This window comes from Streptomyces sp. NPDC101194, assembly GCF_044767885.1.
Lineage (GTDB): Bacteria > Actinomycetota > Actinomycetes > Streptomycetales > Streptomycetaceae > Streptomyces.
This window is the reverse complement of the sequence record NZ_JBIWOS010000006.1, coordinates 333,292-350,533: the sequence shown is the minus strand read 5'-3', so window position 1 is coordinate 350,533 and position 17,242 is coordinate 333,292. Positions and strand designations below refer to the sequence as shown.

The following is a 17,242-nucleotide window of genomic DNA, read 5'->3' as shown; positions in this document are numbered from 1 at the left end:
GACGGCGGAGGAGTCGAACCAGGAGGCACCGGCGCCCCCGGAGGACCAGGAGGCTGCGGCGCACCGACGACACCCGGCGCACCGGGCGGACCAGGAGGACCAGGGGGCTGCGGCACACCGGGACCACCCATGCCGGGGTCGGCCAGCATCGTCGCGGCATGATGCACACCCCCACCCGACGGCGGAGGAGTCGAACCAGGAGGCACCGGCGCCCCCGGAGGACCAGGAGGCTGCGGCGCACCGACGACACCCGGCGCACCGGGCGGACCAGGAGGCTGCGGCGCACCGGGCGGGCCTTGCTGGGAGACGAGCCCGCCCGGCAGATACCCGCCGGCCGGAGCGCCGGGCGCACCCGGCCCCGAGGGCGGCGGCACCGGAGCGCCGGGCCGGGCGCCCGGCGTACCCGGGGCACCGGGCGGCGGCGGAGTCGTCGGACCACCCCCGCGCGCACCGCGCGGCGGCATGGCGGCCTTGCTGGTGGTCGCGTCCGCGATGTCACCGGCATTGGCGCCCGGAGCACCCGGGGCGCCCTGGGCGGGTACTCCCGGAGCGGGGCCGTCGGCACCCTGCGGTTCCAGGCCCGGGACGATCGCCGTCCTGGGCAGCCGGCTGCCGCCGGACATCAGGGCGGTCGGCGCGTCGGCGGGCACGACCGGCGGCGGGGTGCCGTCGTCGTCGGAGCCCGAGAGCGGCGGCGCGAACACCGTGGCGGGCAGCGGCACCGCGCCCTCGTCGGAGCCCGCGTTGGTGTCGGTCCCGGCCCAGGGGGTGGCACCGGCGGGCACGTTCGGCGGGGATGCCGGAACGCCGTCGTTGGCGGTGGGCTCGTACTCGGCCTGCCCGCCCCGCGCCGCCGCGGGCACGGGTGCGGCGGGGGGCTGCGCGGCCGAAGGGGACGGACCGGCCGCGTCCCCGCCCCGGTCCGCCCGGTGGTCCGGGATGCCCAGCTTGTCGGCCGCTTCCTGGAGCCACTCCGGAGGGCTCAACAGGAAGGACGTCTGATTCAGATCGATGCGCTGCGGCGGCTCCGGAGCGACCGGTGCCGCACCCTGCGCGCCGTACTCCTCCTCGTAGCGCCGGATCACCTCGCCCACCGGCAGCCCCGGCCACAAGGTGGCCTCACCGCTGTCCCGGGCGATCACGAGCCGCTGCCGGCCGCCGTCCGAGACCGGGCCCTCGGCACGGTCCTCGCCCCACGCCACGAAGCCCAGCTCGAACTCCCGCACCCTCACCTCACGGTGCTGGTACGCGGGCACATCGCCGTTGATCCACTCGTCCGCGCGCTCCTGCGCCTGCGCAAAGGTCACCATCGCGCTCACCCCTCCACCGGGACGGCCCGCGCGAAGCCGCCGTCCACCATCAGGTTCGCCACGGTCTCCAGCTCCGGCGGATTGCCCGCCAGACGCTGCAGGAAGGCGTCGAAGTCACCGCCGCACGGCAGCAACAGCCGCTCCACCCGCTCCTGCACGTTCCAGCCGTCCTGGTCCCGGGCGTCGTCGTACGCGCAGAACCAGACCGAGCCGACAGCGTTGCCCTTCACCTTCACCGCGAGAATGCCGCCCTGGACGAAGGCGACACCCAGATAGTCCTTGGTGAGGTGGTCCCGCAGGCACTTGTTGACGTACACCAGATCGTTCACGGCGGCCTCCTCGCGCACCGTGAAGAACGGCTGGTCGACCAGGAGACCGAGCTCCGCGTCGAGCGCCGCACCGACCGGGGCCGAGCCGCCCGCCGCCTTGAGGAAGGAACGGTAGGCGCCGGGCAGCCGGTACCCGAGGTCCTCCTCGACGCCCAGGATCTGCTGCTCGCTCACCGCGACGGCGCCCTTGGGCAGCCGGAAGTGCGCGGGCCGGGTCTCCTGCAACGGGCGGGTACCGCGCTTGTTCTGGTCGACCGCGGTGCCGGCCAGGCCGCCATGGTGCCGGAGCAGCGCCTTGACCTCGACCGGGATCAGTTCCATGCGACGACCGCCGGGCGCGTGGTGCCAGGTCCAGCCGTGCGGGGTGGCGACCGCGGGGATCGTGTCCCACAACTCGTGGCCGGACGCCGCCAGCGCCGCGTTGGCCGAGACGTAGTCGGTCAGCCGCAGTTCGTCCACACCGAAGCCCTGCGGGGGCTCGGCGATCTCGGCGGCGGCGCGCGCGTACGGCGCGAAGTCCGGGCTGCCGTTCTCGTCCATCCGCACACCCCTGGGGTGGCGGGACGCCCGGACCGGGTCCGGGAAATGCACGAGCTGCCCGGCGTAGGCCGCGTTCGGTGGCGCGGCTTGCTGCCCGAGCCGACCTGTCGTCATGGCGGTTGCCCCCTGCTGCGTCTGACTGGTGAGGACCGACCTGCCCAAGCGGCGGTCCGGGCACAGCCTATGCGGTGGCGCAAGAGCGGGTCTCGCCCCAGGGCCTGCCGTCACGAACCGTCACAACGGCGTGACGGACGAGCGACACCACGGCCACCGAAGGACGACACGGACGTGTGTATCCCCGCCCCAGCTTTCCGACCAGCCCGGACATTTGGCAGGCTGTCACCGCAACTCGGGGGCGTGCACATCGCGCAGCTACCACTGCGGGCACGGGAGGGAAACGCACCATGCACACTTCACAACCAGTCACATCCGGGGACCCGCGCCTCAGCTGGAGCAGCACCGGAACCAGCAGCACACCCCGGCTGCACCACCGCCGCGACGGCATCCTGCCCGCGGTGGCGGCGGCGCTGTCCGTACGCGGCGAGACGCTCACCTGCACCGCGGGCAAGGGTGACCAACCGCCCGTACTGCACCCGCTGGTCCAGGACTTCCTCGACACCCTCACCAGCGGCCAGCGCGAACGCTTCACCGGCCGCTGCCCCGAGGCGATACTGCTGTCCCGGCAGCTCACCGCGGCGGACGCCGGCCGTTCCAAGCGGGCCCAGCGCAAGCCGCTGACCAACGGCGAGGCCCGCCGCGCCCTGAAGCACTCGCGGCTCACCGCACGGCGCATCCGCGAGGACGGCGACCCGCTGCACGGCACCTACGCGCCACCGTGCCGCTCCTGCGCGGCGATGCTCGCCCATTTCGGCGTACGTCCCGTCGACCTCACGACCACCGGGGCGGCGACCACCGCCGAGAAGGGCTGACCGCGCGCCGATGCACGACCGAACCGACCTACCCGAACAGGCGGGCCCCACGGGCCGCGACCGCCACTCCTCGACCCGCTTCCCCGTCGCCGTCGACGCCGCCCTGCGCGCCGCGGGCTGGCAACCCGGCCGCTGGGACATCCGGCAGGCCGAGGAGTGGGCCGACGCGCTGCGCTCGCACGCGTCACCCGCCGGCCATCAGCACGCGATCTTCCCCGCGGCCGTGGAGGCGTGGGCGGAATTCGGCGGACTGCACATCACGCCGTCCGCGCCGGGCCGGCAGATCGCACCGGCCCCGGTGCGCATCGACCCGATCTGCGGGCTGCATCTCGCCCGCACGCTCGGCGACCTCGGCCGGGCGCTGGACACCGAGGTCAGCCCGCTGGGCGAGGAGGGGGACGGGCAGGCGGTCCTCGCGATCGACAGCGAAGGACGCGTGTACAGCATCGACCACACCGGGGACTGGTACCTGGGCCCGGACATCGACCAGGCACTGGCCACCCTGGTCAGCGGCATCCAGCCGGAACGCCTGGTCTCGGACTGACCGGCCCGGCCCTGCGGACCACCGGCGGATTCCGGCCCTCAGGCCGCCCCCTGGTCCGGCAGCACCGCCGACACCCGGAAACCCCCCGCGTCCGTCGGGCCGGAGACGAAGACACCGCCGAGCCCCAGCACCCGCTCCCGCATGCCGACGAGCCCGTTGCCCCCGCTCGGCAGCCCCGCGTCCGCCGTGGCGGCGTCCGACGGGCCGTTCTCCACCTGCATCGCGAACTCCGAACCGCGGTGCGCGAGCCGCACCCACGTCTTGGCGCCCGCCGCGTGCTTGTGCACGTTCGTCAGAGCCTCCTGCACCACCCGGTAGGCGGTCTGCTCCACCTCGGGCGCGTACGGACGGACCTCCCCGTCCACCGAGAGCTCCACGGTCATGCCGGCCGCCCTGGACTCCCCGACCAGGGTCTCCACCTCGTGCAGCCGGGGTCCGTCCTCCGCCGCCGCGGCTGCCGCGGCGGCGGCCGCCTTCCCGACCGAGGCGAGCGGCACCTGGGCCGACCGGGGCGTCACCGGCTCCCCCGCCCGCAGCACCCCCAGCATCTCGCGCAGCTCGGTCAGCGCCTGGCGGCCCATGTCTCCGACCAGTGCCGCGTTCCGCACCGCCTTCGCCGGGTCCTTCGGCGCGACGGCCTGGAGTGCGGCGGCATGCACGACCATCAGGCTGACCCGGTGGGCGACCACGTCGTGCATCTCGCGGGCGATCCTGGTGCGCTCCTCCGTACGCGCCCATTCGGCCCGCTCCTCGGCGCGGTCGGCGAGCAGCGAAAGCTCCCGCTCCAGCGAGTCCGCGCGCTCCCGCAGGCTCTCCATCAGCCGGCGCCGCGCCCCTATGTAGAGGCCGAACAGCACGGGCGGCGCGGTGAGCCCGAGGGACATGAAGAGGGACATCAGCGGCACGTACCAGTCGCCGGGCCCGAAATCGGCCTGCTCGGAGACACTCTGCCGCAGCCGTACGTACGTGACGATGAACGTCCCCGCGAAGGACATCCCCATCAGCACCGCGGTGATTCTCCGTGGCACCTCGGAGGCGGCCAGCGTGTAGAGGCCGACCAGTCCCATCAGAAAGCCCATGTCGGCGGGCGTGGTCGCGATCGACACCAGCACCACGGCGATCGGCCAGCGCCGCCGCACCACCAGCACGGACCCCGCGAGCAGCCCGAACACCACACCGATCGGCACCGGCAGCCCGGTGTTCCCGGCGAACTCCACCCCTTCGAGTGCGCATTCCGACGCCGACAGGAGCGCGAGCCCCACATCCAGAGCGACGCCTCGCCGCCGATCCCACCACCAATAGCCGCGGGTCGTCGTACCCGCGGCTTCCCGGTTTGCCCCCGTTGCGGTCATGGCGTCCAGCCTACGGGCGGGCGCACCTGGTTTTCGGGCGACCTGGGCAGCACGTACGTCTGTCGAACAGAGACGGAACCACCACTTATCGCTTGAAATGGTGAATCGATCAGGCTTTCGCACCGGACGTCCGCATTCCGGACGACGCTCGGCGCATGACGGAAATCACGATCAAGTACGCCGACTTCGAAGGGCTGCGCGAACAGGCGATCGCGCTGCGCCGGCAGGGTCTCAGCCGCCGACAGATCCGCGACCGGCTCCACGTCCACAACAACGACATCCTCGACCGCCTCCTGGAGGGCGAGCCCGCCCCGAATGGACGAAGCGCCCGAACGCCAAGGACGACCTGCGGGAGAAGGCGCGAGAGCTGAGGCAGCAGGGCATGACGTACGACCGGATCCACGTGGAACTGGGGTGCTCGAAGAGCTCGATCTCCCTATGGGTGCGGGATCTGCCGAAGCCCGACCGCAGACGAATGCGCGAAGAGGCCTCGGCAATCGCGCGGCGCGGCTGGGACGCCACACTCCAGCGGCGGGAGGTGGCTCGTCGCCTGACCAAGAAGGGTGCAGCGGAGGAGATCGGCGCAATGAGCTCACGCGAGCTTTTCCTACTGGGCGTCGGCCTCTACTGGTCGGAGGGGTCGAAGTCCAAACCTCATCGCCCGCAGGAAAGAGTCAGCTTCATCAACAGTGACCCTCGAATGATCGAGGTCTTCCTGGCGTGGCTCCGACTCCTCGGCGTGAGCACAGAGCAGCTGCGCTTTCACGTACACATCCACGAGACGGCGGACGTGACTGCAGCCGAGCGGTACTGGATCGATCTGACCGGCGCCGACAGCGCGTCGTTCGGCAAGACCACGGTCAAGAAACACCGCCCCGGGACGAACCGGAAGAACATCGGTGAGGACTACCGAGGTTGCCTTGTCGTACGTGTTCTCAAAAGCGCCGACCTGTACCGTCGCATCGAAGGCTGGTGGTGCGGCATAGTAGGGGCTGCCAAGCGAGCCGATCATCAAAATCGGACGTAAAAGACAAACCATCCCGGGTCGTCTAAAGGCAGGACAAATGGTTTTGGTCCATTGAATGAGGGTTCGATTCCTTCCCCGGGAGCCCCTGAGTGCGGGCCCCGACCACCACGGTCGGGGCCCGCACTCATGTCCGACTCCCACGCCCCCGGTATCCTTCGGATGTCCCCCACCCGAAGCCGAAGGACATACCCGTGAGCGCCAACCGCCCGGCAGCCGTCGTCGTCCTCGCAGCGGGTGAGGGCACCCGCATGAAGTCGAAGACCCCCAAGGTCCTGCACGAGATCTCCGGGCGCTCGCTCGTCGGACATGTCGTCGCAGCCTCCCGAGAACTGGACCCCGAGCACCTCGTCGTGGTCGTCGGCCACGAGAGCGAGCGGGTCACCGCGCATCTCACCGCCGTCGACACCCGGCTGCGGACCGCCCACCAGGCCGAGCAGCGGGGCACCGGCAATGCCGTGCGCGTCGGTCTCGACGAACTCGGCGGGGCCGTCGAGGGCACCGTGATCGTCGTCTGCGGCGACACCCCGCTGCTCTCCGGCGAGACCCTCACCGCGCTCGCCGCCACCCACACGGCCGACGCCAACGCCGTCACCGTGCTGACCGCCGAGGTCCCGGACTCCACCGGCTACGGCCGGATCGTCCGCGACCCGGCCACCGGCGCGGTCACCGAGATCGTCGAGCACAAGGACGCCACCGAGACCCAGCGCGCGATCCGGGAGATCAACTCCGGGGTCTTCGCCTTCGACGGCCGACTGCTCGCGGACGCCCTCGGCAAGGTCCGCACCGACAACAGCCAGGGCGAGGAGTACCTCACCGATGTGCTCTCGATCCTGCGCGAGGCCGGACACCGGGTCGGCGCCTCGGTCGCCGGCGACCACCGCGAGATCCTCGGGATCAACAACCGGGTGCAGCTGGCCGAGGCACGGCGGCTGCTGAACCAGCGGCTGCTGGAGCGCGCCATGCTGGCCGGTGTGACCGTCGTGGACCCCGCGTCCACGCTGATCGACGCCACCGTCACCTACGAGCGGGACGCGATCGTGCACCCGGGCACCCAGCTGCTCGGCGCCACGCACCTGGGCGAGGACGCCGAGGTCGGCCCCAACTCCCGGCTCACGGACACCCTCGTGGGCGCGGGCGCGCGCCTGGACAACACGGTCGCGGACCGGGCCGAGGTCGGCGTGGGCGCCACGGTGGGCCCGTACGCCTATCTGCGCCCCGGCACGAAGCTCGGGCCGAAGGCCAAGGCCGGTACGTACGTGGAGATGAAGAACGCCACGATCGGCGAGGGCACCAAGGTCCCGCACCTGAGCTACGTCGGCGACGCGACGATCGGCGACCACACCAACATCGGTGCCGCCAGCGTCTTCGTGAACTACGACGGCGAGGCCAAGCACCACGCCACGATCGGCTCCCACTGCCGTACCGGCGCGGACAATATGTTTGTGGCGCCTGTCACGGTCGGGGACGGCGTCTACACCGCGGCCGGCTCGGTCATCACCAAGGACGTGCCGTCCGGTTCGCTGGCCGTCGCCCGCGGCCAGCAAAGGAATATCGAGGGTTGGGTGGCCCGCAAGCGTCCGGGAAGCGCCGCCGCGCAGGCCGCTCAGGCCGCTGCTTCGGAGCGCGACGGCGAAAGCTGACCGGAAACAGGTGCGTCGAGCACGGCGTACCGTGATAGATGCTCACCCCATTTCGGCTGGCTCGTCGCACATCGGGACACATGCGCGCGGCGCCAGGAACACGTCTGAGGAGACTGTGCTGTGACCGGGATCAAGACGACCGGCGAGAAGAAACTGATGCTCTTCTCCGGCCGCGCCCACCCCGAGCTGGCCGAGGAGGTTGCGCACCAACTGGGTGTCGGCCTCGTGCCGACGAAGGCCTTCGATTTCGCCAACGGTGAGATCTACGTCCGCTTCCAGGAGTCCGCCCGCGGCGCCGACTGCTTCCTGATCCAGAGCCACACCGCTCCGATCAACAAGTGGATCATGGAGCAGCTCATCATGCTGGACGCGCTGAAGCGCGCTTCGGCCCGTTCCATCACGGTGATCGTGCCGTTCTACGGCTATGCCCGCCAGGACAAGAAGCACCGTGGCCGCGAGCCGATCTCGGCCCGTCTGGTCGCCGATCTGATGAAGACGGCGGGTGCCGACCGCATCCTCACCGTCGACCTGCACACCGACCAGATCCAGGGTTTCTTCGACGGCCCGGTCGACCACCTCTTCGCGCTGCCGATACTGGCCGACTACGTCGGTGCCAAGGTCGACCGCTCGAAGCTGACGATCGTCTCCCCGGACGCCGGTCGCGTGCGCGTCGCCGACCGCTGGTGCGACCGTCTGGACGCCCCGCTGGCGATCGTCCACAAGCGCCGTGACAAGGACGTCGCCAACCAGGTGACCGTCCACGAGGTCGTCGGCAACGTCAAGGGCCGGGTCTGTGTCCTGGTCGACGACATGATCGACACCGGTGGCACGATCTGCGCGGCCGCCGACGCCCTGTTCGCGCACGGTGCCGAGGACGTCATCGTGACGGCGACGCACGGTGTGCTCTCCGGTCCGGCCGCGGACCGTCTGAAGAACTCCAAGGTCAGCGAGTTCGTCTTCACGGACACCCTGCCGACCCCGGGCGAGCTGGAGCTCGACAAGATCACGGTGCTCTCGATCGCCCCGACGATCGCCCGCGCGGTGCGCGAGGTCTTCGAGGACGGCTCGGTCACCAGCCTCTTCGAGGAGCAGTAGGAGCGGCGCTGCCGTAGATCCACTTTGGGTGCGGCCTCCCCGCCGGGTAGACTCAGCGAGTTGCTCGGCGAGGGAGGCCGTACTCATGGGTACGGCGGTCCGTTATCGACGCGCTCTTCGTAGCAGGCCTGTCGTGGGCCGGGTGACCGTCCAAGTTTCATCACCCTACGAGGAGTGCAGTCATGGCTGAGGTCAAGCTCGACGCCCAGATCCGTACCGAGTTCGGCAAGGGCGCCGCCCGTCGCACCCGCCGCGCCAACCTGGTTCCCGCGGTCGTCTACGGCCACGGTGCCGAGCCGGTTCACATCAACCTGCCGGGCCACGACCTGATGATGGCGCTCAAGACCGCCAACGTCCTGATCGGTCTGGAGATCGAGGGCAAGGACACCCTGGTCATCCCCAAGGCCGTGCAGCGCAACGCGCTCAAGGGCAACATCGAGCACGTCGACCTGCTGACGGTCAAGCGCGGCGAGAAGGTCAGCGTCGAGATCGCTGTGCACGCCGAGGGCGACCTGGCCCCGGGCGGCAACCTCCTGGAGTACGTGCAGGCCACGCTGCTCATCGAGGCCGAGGCCACCCACCTCCCCGAGTCCGTCACGGTCTCCGTCGCGGGCCTGGACGCCGGTGCGTCCGTCCTCGCCAAGGACATCCCGCTGCCCAAGGGCGCCGCGCTGGCCGGTGACGAGGAGGCCATCGTCCTGCAGGTCGTCGCCGCGCAGGCCGAGGAGCCGGCCGCCGAGGCCGAGGCCGAGGGCGCCGAGGCCTGAGCCTCGCCCGTACTGCTTCACTGACGGGGCGGCGGTTCCCCATCCCGGGACCCGCCGCCCCGTTTCCCTGTTTCCCGGTGACCCGGCCAACCGGACACCCGTACGCGAAGGAGACCGAGCGCAGATGTCCGACGCCACCGAACCCTGGCTCATCGTGGGCCTCGGCAACCCCGGTCCCGAGTACGCGGCGAACCGGCACAACGTCGGTTTCCTGGTCGTCGACCTGCTCGCCGAGCGGATCGGCGGGAAGTTCAAGCGGGCCCAGAAGGCCCAGGCACAGGTCGTCGAGGGCCGTATGGGCCCGCCGGGACCGGAGAACCGCCGGGTGATCCTGGCCAAGCCGATGTCGTACATGAACCTTTCCGGCGGCCCCGTCACGGCGCTGCGCGACTTCTACAAGGTGCCGACCGACCACGTCGTGGCGATCCACGACGAGCTGGACATCGACTACGGGACGCTCCGGCTGAAGCTGGGCGGTGGCGACAACGGGCACAACGGGCTCAAGTCGATGACCAAGGCGATGGGTGCCGACTACCACCGGATCCGGTTCGGGATCGGCCGGCCGCCGGGCCGGATGCAGGTCGCGGACTTCGTGCTGAAGGACTTCTCGTCCACCGAGCGCAAGGAGCTCGGCTATTTCGTGGACCGGGCCGCCGACTCGGTGGAGTGCCTGCTCGCGGAGGGTCTGGAGCGCGCGCAGAGCGCGTACAACTCCTGATGCCCGCAGCGCGCGAACCCGGCGGGACGCGGCTCGCGCAACTCTGACATTCCCGCAGGTACCCCGTCGATTTTCAGCCACAAGTTGACCGAGTGCGCCGCTCTGCCCAAGGATCGCTCCCCATGAAGCGGAGCTCCTCCCACCGCGCCCTGGTCCACGCCCGCAGCGCCGCCCTGGGCTGTGTCGTCCTGCTGCTGCTCGTCGCGGGCGTGTACGCCTCGTGGAGTTCGGCGCACCACATCGTTCTGGCCAAGGGCCGCGAGCACGGCACGATGACCGTGACGGGCTGCGGCGCCGATGTCTGCACCGGGCCGTTCGCCCCGTCCGGGCAGGCCGCCGCGCGTTCCCGGGTGACGATCGACAAGTCCGTCGCGGTTCGCAGGGGCGACCGTTTCCCGGTCGTCGTGAAGCCCGGCACGAACGATGTCGTACGCACCGGCACCCCGGGCTTCCTGCACGCCTGGGTGCCGCTGGGCGGTGCGCTGGTGCTGGCCGCCCTGATCATCGGCGGCGGTCTGCGGATGTCCCGGACCGCCTGGGGCACGGGGATCGCGGGTGCGGTCCTGCTGGTGGCGACGTTCTTCGCCCTGTGAGCGGGACCGCACCCGCGCCCCGGCGCTCAGAGCCTGTCGGGCAGCCTCTGATCGGGCGGCCATGCCCTGGCACGCACGCTTCCCGCGTTGCCGAAACACCCTGGTAGCTCTGCTACGAGGCCATCCCGGCGCCTTGGAATCGCACGCACCAGACCGCGTCCGCTGTCCGATCGAAGACCGCCCGACGGCTCTCAGCCGGTGTTGCGCAGCCCCGCGGCGACACCGTTCACGGTGAGCAGCAGGGCCCTGGCGAGCAGCGGGTCCGCTTCCTCGCCGCGTGCCGCCGCCTCGCGCTGACGGGCCAGCAGCGAGACCTGGAGGTAGGAGATCGGGTCCAGGTAGGCGTCGCGGATGGCGAAGGTCTGCTGGAGCACCGGGCTGGTGCTGAGCAGTTCGGAGCCGCCGGTGACCCTCAGTACTTCCTGGACCGTGAGTGCGTGCTCGGCCTCGATGTCGGCGAAGACGTGCTTCAGCCCGTCCGGGACGAGCGTGTCGACGTAGTGGCGGGCGATCCGCAGATCGGTCTTGGCGAGCGTCATCTCGACGTTGGAGATGAAGTTCCGGAAGAAGTGCCAGTGCTCGTGCATCTCGTCCAGCACGGTGTCCGGACCGGCCTCGCGCAGCGCCTTGAGCCCGGAGCCGACGCCGTACCAGCCGGGCACGATCTGCCGCGACTGGGTCCAGCCGAAGACCCACGGAATGGCGCGCAGTCCGTCCAGACCGGCGCCGGAGTCCGGGCGCCGCGACGGGCGGGACCCGAGGTGCAGCTCGGCGAGCTGGTCGACCGGGGTGGAGGCGAAGAAGTACGCCGGCAGGTCGGGGTCCTCGACCAGTCGGCGGTAGGCGCCGTGCGCGGCGTCGGAGACGGTGTCCATCGCCGCGTCCCAGCGGGCGAGGGCCTCGTCGGACTGCCGGGGCGCGGTGTGCAGTGCGGAGGCCTGGAGGGTGGCCGCGAGGGTCAGTTCCAGGTTCTCCCGGGCGAGCGCCGGGATGAGGTACTTGTCGGAGATGACCTCGCCCTGCTCGGTCACCTTGATCTCGCCTTCGAGGGTGCCCCAGGGCTGCGCGAGGATCGCGTCGTGCGAGGGGCCGCCGCCGCGGCCGACGGTGCCGCCGCGGCCGTGGAAGAGCCGCAGCCGTACGCCGTAGCGGTGCGCGACGTCGCGCAGGCGGCGCTGGGCACGGTGGATCTCCCACTGCGAGGTGGTGATGCCGCCGAACTTGGAGGAGTCGGAGTACCCGAGCATGACCTCCTGCACGTCGCCGCGCAGCGAGACGAGCCGGCGGTACGACGGGTCGGCGAGCATCTCGTCGAGGATGACGTCGGCGGCACGGAGCTCGTCGGTGGTCTCCAGCAGCGGCACGATGCCGATCTTGGCCCAGCCGGCGTGCAGGTCGATCAGTCCGGCCTCACGGGCGAGGACGGCGGCTGCGAAGACGTCGTCGGCGCCCTGGCACATCGAGATGATGTACGACTCGATGACCTCGGGGCCGAACCGCTCGAAGGCTTCCTTGACGGTGTGGAAGACGCCGAGGGTCTTCTCGCCCGCGGCGTCCAGCGGGGCCGGGGTCGGGGCGAGCGGGCGGCGTGAGCGCAGCTCCTTGGCGAGCAGCTTCTGCCGGTAGTCGCGCGGCATGTCGGCGTAGCGCCAGGACTCCTCGCCGAGCCGGTCGAAGAGCTGGCCGAGGGCGTGGTGGTGGGCGTCCGCGTGCTCGCGCACGTCCATGGTGGCGAGCTGCAGGCCGAACGCGGCGAGCGTGCGGATCGTGCGGTCCATCCGCCCGTCGGCGAACAGTCCGCCGCGGTGCTCGCGCAGCGAGGTCTGGATGAGTTCCAGGTCGGTGAGGAGCTCGGCGGTGCCGAGGTAGTCGCAGCCGGGGCGGTGCGGGGTGCCGCCGGCCAGGCGTTCGCGGGTGTTGACGAGCTTCTGCCGGATGCAGGTGGCCTTGAGGCGGTACGGCTCCTCGGCGTTCAGCCGCTTGTAGCGCGGGCTGATCTCGGGGAGGCGCTCGAGGTCGGCCTGGAGCGAGGTCAGCAGCTCGTCGGTGGCGCCGGTGTAGCGGATGGAGTTGGAGAGCTGGCCGCGCAGGTGGTCGACGAGCTCCAACGCGTCGGTGATGCCGTGCTCGTGCTGGAGGATCAGCACTTCCCGGGTGACGGCGGGCGTCACATTGGGGTTGCCGTCGCGGTCGCCGCCGATCCATGTGCCGAAGGTGAGGGGCCGGGTGCCCGCGGGCAGCTCGACGCCGACCCGCTCCAGCTCGGCCGCCAGGTCCTCCAGGACGTCCCCGACGGCGTTGGCGTGCAGTTCGTCGAGGTAGTAGATGGCGTTACGGGCCTCGTCGGCGGGTTCGGGCCGGACCACGCGCAGCTCGTCGGTCTGCCAGATGAGGTCGATGTTCTCGGCGAGCCGCAGATCCTGGCGGCGCCGGTCGGCGTCGATGACGGGCGTCTCCAGCAGCTCGGCGATACGGCGGAGCTTGTTCAGCACGGAGCGGCGCGCGGCCTCGGTCGGGTGCGCGGTGAAGACCGGCCGTACGTTGAGGTTCTTGACGGTCTCACGAAGGTGCTCCGGGTCGGCGTCCTTCAGCCGGTCGGCGGTGCGCGCGAGGAGACCGCCCTCGGCGGCGCGCCGGTCACGCATCTCGTGGGCGCGGTGCACCTGCTCGGTGACGTTGGCGAGATGGAAGTAGGTGGAGAAGGCGCGCACGAGCCGTGCGGCGGTCTCCAGGTCGGTGTCGCCGAGGAGTTCGGCCGCGGCCTCGCCGTCGGTGCGGGTCAGGGCGCGGACCCGCTCGACGAGGTCGAGGAGTTCCTGCCCCTCCTGGCGTACGAGGGTCTCGCCCAGCAGGTCGCCGAGGCGGCGGATGTCGGCGCGCAGCTCGGGGCTGGCGGCAGGGGTCTGGTCGGCACTGCTCACAGTGTGCGGCTCCTTGCAGTGAATGAGGAGGTGTGTCGCGAAGCGACTCCCAACAAGGGTGGTGGTGGGAGACGGGCGGGCACGGGTGTCACCGGGGCCGCGGTCGGCAGCGGTGCTGACGCCACCCCGGGAAAGCAGAGTGCGGACCGCGCTGTCCGACCCCACCAGGATAGGTGTCCACGCCATCGGCGACGCTCGCGCCCCGTTCGGGTTTCCCTTCAGCGGGCGGTCCGTCGCGCTCTCGTGCCACGGGCCCCCTCGCTGCCATACTTACGTAGCCGTAGGTTACGGATGCGTAGCCAGGGCCATCCGTCGTACTCCTCATCCCCAGGGGACTCCCCATGAACACCAGCCCCTCCGTGATCGACGACGCCCAGCCATCGGCGGCCGACGGTCAGATCCTTCCCTCCGCCACGCTCGGCGGGGACAACAAGCGGTCGATCGAGCAGATCGCCCTTCTGCTGTTCATCGTGGTGCCGTTCGTGGCGCTGGTCGCCGCGGTACCGCTGGCCTGGGGCCGGGGTGTGAGCTGGCTCGATCTGGGCCTGCTCGTGGCGATGTACTTCATCGGCTGCCACGGCATCACGGTCGGCTTCCACCGCTACTTCACCCATGGCTCCTTCAAGGCCAAGCGTCCGCTGCGCATCGCCCTCGCCGTCGCGGGTTCGCTGGCCGTGGAGGGGCCGGTGGTGCGCTGGGTGGCCGACCACCGCAAGCATCACCGCTTCTCCGACGCGGAGGGCGACCCGCACTCGCCGTGGCGTTTCGGCGAGACGCTCCCCGCTCTGTTGAAGGGGCTGTGGTGGGCCCACGTCGGCTGGATGTTCGACGAGGAGCAGACCCCGCAGCAGAAGTACGCGCCCGACTTGATCAAGGACCCGGCGATCCGAGCCGTCTCCCGTCACTTCCTCACTTTCACGATCGTGTCGCTGGCGCTCCCGCCGCTGGTCGGCGGTCTGGTGACGATGTCGTGGTGGGGCGCGGCGACCGCCTTCTTCTGGGGCTCTCTCGTCAGGGTGGCGCTGCTGCACCACGTCACCTGGTCGATCAACTCCATCTGCCACGCGGTCGGCAAGCGCCCCTTCAAGTCCCGTGACCGGTCCGGCAACGTGTGGTGGCTCGCGGTCCTGTCCTGCGGCGAGTCCTGGCACAACCTGCACCACGCGGATCCGACGAGCGCGCGGCACGGGGTGATGAGGGGGCAGATCGATTCGAGCGCACGGCTGATCCGCTGGTTCGAGAAGCTGGGCTGGGCCTCCGACGCGCGCTGGCCCGACTCCGCCCGGATCGCCTCCCGCCGTATCGATGCCCGGCGCGACCCCGTACGCGCCGACGCGGCATGATTGACGACGTGGCGACCGACTCCAGTACCAGCAGCGAGAACAAACGTCCCTCCTCCGCCCGGCGCACCCGCCGGGTGCGGATGACCGGCAAGGAACGCCGCGAGCAATTGCTGGACATCGGTCGCACCCTCTTCGCCGACAAGGGCTTCGAGGGCACCTCGGTCGAGGAGATCGCGTCCCGCGCCGGTGTCTCCAAGCCGGTCGTCTACGAGCACTTCGGCGGCAAGGAGGGCCTGTACGCCGTCGTGGTCGACCGCGAGATGCGCCAGCTCCTCGACATGGTCACCGGCGCCCTGACCGCGGGCCATCCCCGTGAGCTCCTGGAGCAGGCCGCGTTCGCCCTGCTCGACTACATCGAGACGTATACGGACGGCTTCCGCATCCTGGTCCGCGACTCCCCCGTCGCCCAGTCGACCGGTACCTTCGCCTCCCTCATCAGCGACATCGCCACCCAGGTGGAGGACATCCTGGGTCTGGAGTTCAAGGCCCGCGGCTTCGACCCGAAGCTGGCCCCGCTCTACGCCCAGGCGCTGGTCGGCATGGTGGCCCTGACCGGCCAGTGGTGGGTCAACGCCCGCAAGCCGAAGAAGGCGGAGGTCGCGGCCCATCTGGTGAACCTGGCCTGGCACGGCCTGGAGAACCTGGAGTCGAAGCCGCGGCTGATCGGGCACCGCAAGAGCTGAGCGAGGACCGGTCACCCGTGGTGACGGCGTCGCGGGAGAGCGTCTCCACCGCGGTCGGTGGCCGGGCGCGGGACGACCGTTGCGCCGGACCGACGCAACGGTCCCGAGCCGGACATCTCCGTCGTCCGCGCCGCCGCCGTCACCGGCGCGAGCCCCGATCGACATCGACATCACGCCGGACGTGCCGGACCGGCTCCGATGCGTCCGGTCACTTCACCGGCTCCAGGAACTCCAGCCGGTTCCCCACCGGGTCGTGGCTGAAGAAGCGCCGGTGCCCCGGCAGGTCGTCGTCCCAGCGCACTTCGGCGCCCCGCTCCGCCAGCCGGGCCGCGTACGCCTCGATGTCCGTGACGCGCAGGCCCGGGTGGGCCTTCCTCGCGGGGCGGAAATCAGGCTCGATGCCCAGATGGAGCTGGACCGGACCGGCGCTGAACCAGCAGCCGCCGCGGGACGCGAGCGCCGGGGGCTTGGCGGTCTCCGTCATGCCGAGGACATCCACGTAGTACCTGCGCAGCAGATCCTCCGAGCCTTCCGGGGCGGCCAGTTGGACGTGGTCGAGGGCAGCGATCATCACTTCTCCTTGCGCGCCACGGCGAAGACGCGGCGGAACGGGAAGACCGTGCCGTGCGGCCCCTCGGGGTAGGCGTCGCGCAGCAGGTCGCGGTATTCGGCGAGGAACGCCTCGCGCGCCTCGGGGTCGTCGGCGAGGGCGGTCAGGACGGGGCGCAGACCGGTGCCCTTCACCCAGTCGAGGACCGGGTCCTCGCCGTGCAGCAGATGCAGGTACGTGGTCTCCCAGACGTCCGCCGTGATGCCGGGAGCCGTCAGTGCGTCGAGGTAGGCGGCGGGTGCGAGCACCGCGTCGGCGTGGCGCAGTTCGCCGCCCAGCCGGTCGGACCAGCGCGGGGACCCGGCGAGCTCCCGCATCAGGGCGTGGCTGGGCTGGTCGAAGTTGCCGGGGACCTGGAAGGCGAACGTCCCGCCGGGGGTGATCGCGTCCAGCCAGTCGGGGAAGCGGGCGGTGTGGTCCGGGACCCACTGGAGCAGGGCGTTGGAGACGATGAGGTCGTACGGCTCGGCGGGGGTCCAGGTCGCGGCGTCGGCCTCGGCGAAGTCCAGGAGGGGGCCCGCGTGCTCCCGGGCCCGCTCCAGCATCTGCGGGGAGTTGTCGTAGCCGGTGATACGGGCCTCGGGCCAGCGGTCGGCGAGGAGGAGGGTGACGTTTCCCGCTCCGCAGCCGAGGTCGGCGATGCGGGGCGCGGGGGCGGACGGAGGCTCGGCGATACGGGCCAGGAGGTCGCGGAAGGGCCGGGTGCGATGGTCCGCGTGACGCAAATACTGCTGCGGATCCCAGGTGGGTGCGGTCATGGAAGCAGGATCACGCAGAGGTATCTTGATGTCAAGACACTTGAATTCAAGAGACTTCATGTCGACAGACCCTCTACACTGAT

The 17,242-nt window shown here is 70.9% G+C and carries 14 protein-coding genes, 1 tRNA gene and 2 pseudogenes; 11 read left to right on the top strand and 6 right to left on the bottom strand.

The annotated features are described in order from the left end of the window. Positions 1 to 1,310, bottom strand: a pseudogene (locus tag ACIRP2_RS24120) (hypothetical protein); the annotation flags it as partial. Between the two features lie 5 nt (positions 1,311 to 1,315). Continuing rightward, positions 1,316 to 2,293 carry an SMI1/KNR4 family protein gene (locus ACIRP2_RS24115; RefSeq protein ID WP_404253502.1) on the bottom strand — a complete coding sequence of 326 codons (978 nt, stop codon included), beginning with the start codon at positions 2,291 to 2,293 and terminating at the stop codon, positions 1,316 to 1,318. A gap of 290 nt (positions 2,294 to 2,583) precedes the next feature. Here ACIRP2_RS24115 and ACIRP2_RS24110 point away from each other — a divergent pair, with 290 nt between their 5' ends. After that, the gene (locus ACIRP2_RS24110; RefSeq protein WP_404253500.1) at positions 2,584 to 3,108 is read left to right on the top strand and encodes a YwqJ-related putative deaminase; all 525 of its coding nucleotides are present in this window, start codon (positions 2,584 to 2,586) and stop codon (positions 3,106 to 3,108) included. 10 nt (positions 3,109 to 3,118) lie between these two features. Next, positions 3,119 to 3,652, top strand: coding sequence for an SUKH-3 domain-containing protein (locus tag ACIRP2_RS24105; protein ID WP_404253498.1), 534 nt, complete (start codon positions 3,119 to 3,121; stop codon positions 3,650 to 3,652). A 38-nt stretch (positions 3,653 to 3,690) separates the two neighbouring features. On the opposite strand, the gene ACIRP2_RS24100 is transcribed toward ACIRP2_RS24105, so the two are convergent. Further along, complete coding sequence (locus tag ACIRP2_RS24100; protein ID WP_404253496.1) at positions 3,691 to 5,004, bottom strand: histidine kinase; 1,314 nt, start codon at positions 5,002 to 5,004, stop codon at positions 3,691 to 3,693. Between the two features lie 155 nt (positions 5,005 to 5,159). Between ACIRP2_RS24100 and ACIRP2_RS24095 the strand changes: the two are divergent. From ACIRP2_RS24095 to ACIRP2_RS24065, 7 genes and pseudogenes are all read left to right on the top strand, one after another. Continuing rightward, positions 5,160 to 6,031, top strand: a pseudogene (locus ACIRP2_RS24095) (hypothetical protein). Between the two features lie 11 nt (positions 6,032 to 6,042). Continuing rightward, positions 6,043 to 6,113: transfer RNA gene (locus ACIRP2_RS24090), tRNA-Gln, on the top strand. A 109-nt stretch (positions 6,114 to 6,222) separates the two neighbouring features. Continuing rightward, a complete protein-coding gene (gene glmU / locus ACIRP2_RS24085) occupies positions 6,223 to 7,671 on the top strand; it encodes a bifunctional UDP-N-acetylglucosamine diphosphorylase/glucosamine-1-phosphate N-acetyltransferase GlmU (protein ID WP_404253494.1) in 1,449 nt (482 codons plus the stop codon). Between the two features lie 120 nt (positions 7,672 to 7,791). Further along, the gene (locus ACIRP2_RS24080; protein WP_030976866.1) at positions 7,792 to 8,766 is read left to right on the top strand and encodes a ribose-phosphate diphosphokinase; all 975 of its coding nucleotides are present in this window, start codon (positions 7,792 to 7,794) and stop codon (positions 8,764 to 8,766) included. 182 nt (positions 8,767 to 8,948) lie between these two features. Next, on the top strand, positions 8,949 to 9,533 hold the full coding sequence (locus tag ACIRP2_RS24075; RefSeq protein ID WP_404253491.1) for a 50S ribosomal protein L25/general stress protein Ctc: 585 nt from the start codon (positions 8,949 to 8,951) through the stop codon (positions 9,531 to 9,533). A 124-nt stretch (positions 9,534 to 9,657) separates the two neighbouring features. Next, positions 9,658 to 10,251: an aminoacyl-tRNA hydrolase gene (gene pth, locus ACIRP2_RS24070; protein ID WP_391743095.1), complete on the top strand. Its 594-nt coding sequence runs from the start codon at positions 9,658 to 9,660 to the stop codon at positions 10,249 to 10,251. Between the two features lie 122 nt (positions 10,252 to 10,373). Next, positions 10,374 to 10,844, top strand: coding sequence for a hypothetical protein (locus ACIRP2_RS24065; protein WP_404253489.1), 471 nt, complete (start codon positions 10,374 to 10,376; stop codon positions 10,842 to 10,844). A 191-nt stretch (positions 10,845 to 11,035) separates the two neighbouring features. Here ACIRP2_RS24065 and ppc read toward each other — a convergent pair whose 3' ends face one another. Next, on the bottom strand, positions 11,036 to 13,765 hold the full coding sequence (gene ppc / locus ACIRP2_RS24060; protein ID WP_404253487.1) for a phosphoenolpyruvate carboxylase: 2,730 nt from the start codon (positions 13,763 to 13,765) through the stop codon (positions 11,036 to 11,038). A gap of 341 nt (positions 13,766 to 14,106) precedes the next feature. Between ppc and ACIRP2_RS24055 the strand changes: the two genes are divergently transcribed. Together ACIRP2_RS24055 and ACIRP2_RS24050 are read left to right on the top strand one after the other, a co-directional pair. Then, complete coding sequence (locus ACIRP2_RS24055) at positions 14,107 to 15,108, top strand: acyl-CoA desaturase (RefSeq protein ID WP_404253485.1); 1,002 nt, start codon at positions 14,107 to 14,109, stop codon at positions 15,106 to 15,108. Beyond that, positions 15,105 to 15,791 (top strand): TetR family transcriptional regulator, encoded by a 687-nt coding sequence (locus ACIRP2_RS24050; protein ID WP_384457033.1) that lies wholly within the window; start codon positions 15,105 to 15,107, stop codon positions 15,789 to 15,791. Before ACIRP2_RS24055 ends, ACIRP2_RS24050 begins: the two co-directional genes overlap by 4 nt. 208 nt (positions 15,792 to 15,999) lie before the next feature. Here ACIRP2_RS24050 and ACIRP2_RS24045 read toward each other — a convergent pair whose 3' ends face one another. Next, a complete protein-coding gene (locus ACIRP2_RS24045) occupies positions 16,000 to 16,362 on the bottom strand; it encodes a VOC family protein (protein ID WP_404253483.1) in 363 nt (120 codons plus the stop codon). Then, positions 16,362 to 17,159, bottom strand: coding sequence for a trans-aconitate 2-methyltransferase (locus tag ACIRP2_RS24040; RefSeq protein ID WP_404253481.1), 798 nt, complete (start codon positions 17,157 to 17,159; stop codon positions 16,362 to 16,364). The genes ACIRP2_RS24045 and ACIRP2_RS24040 overlap by 1 nt, the downstream gene beginning before the upstream one ends. Between the last annotated feature and the right edge of the window lie 83 nt (positions 17,160 to 17,242).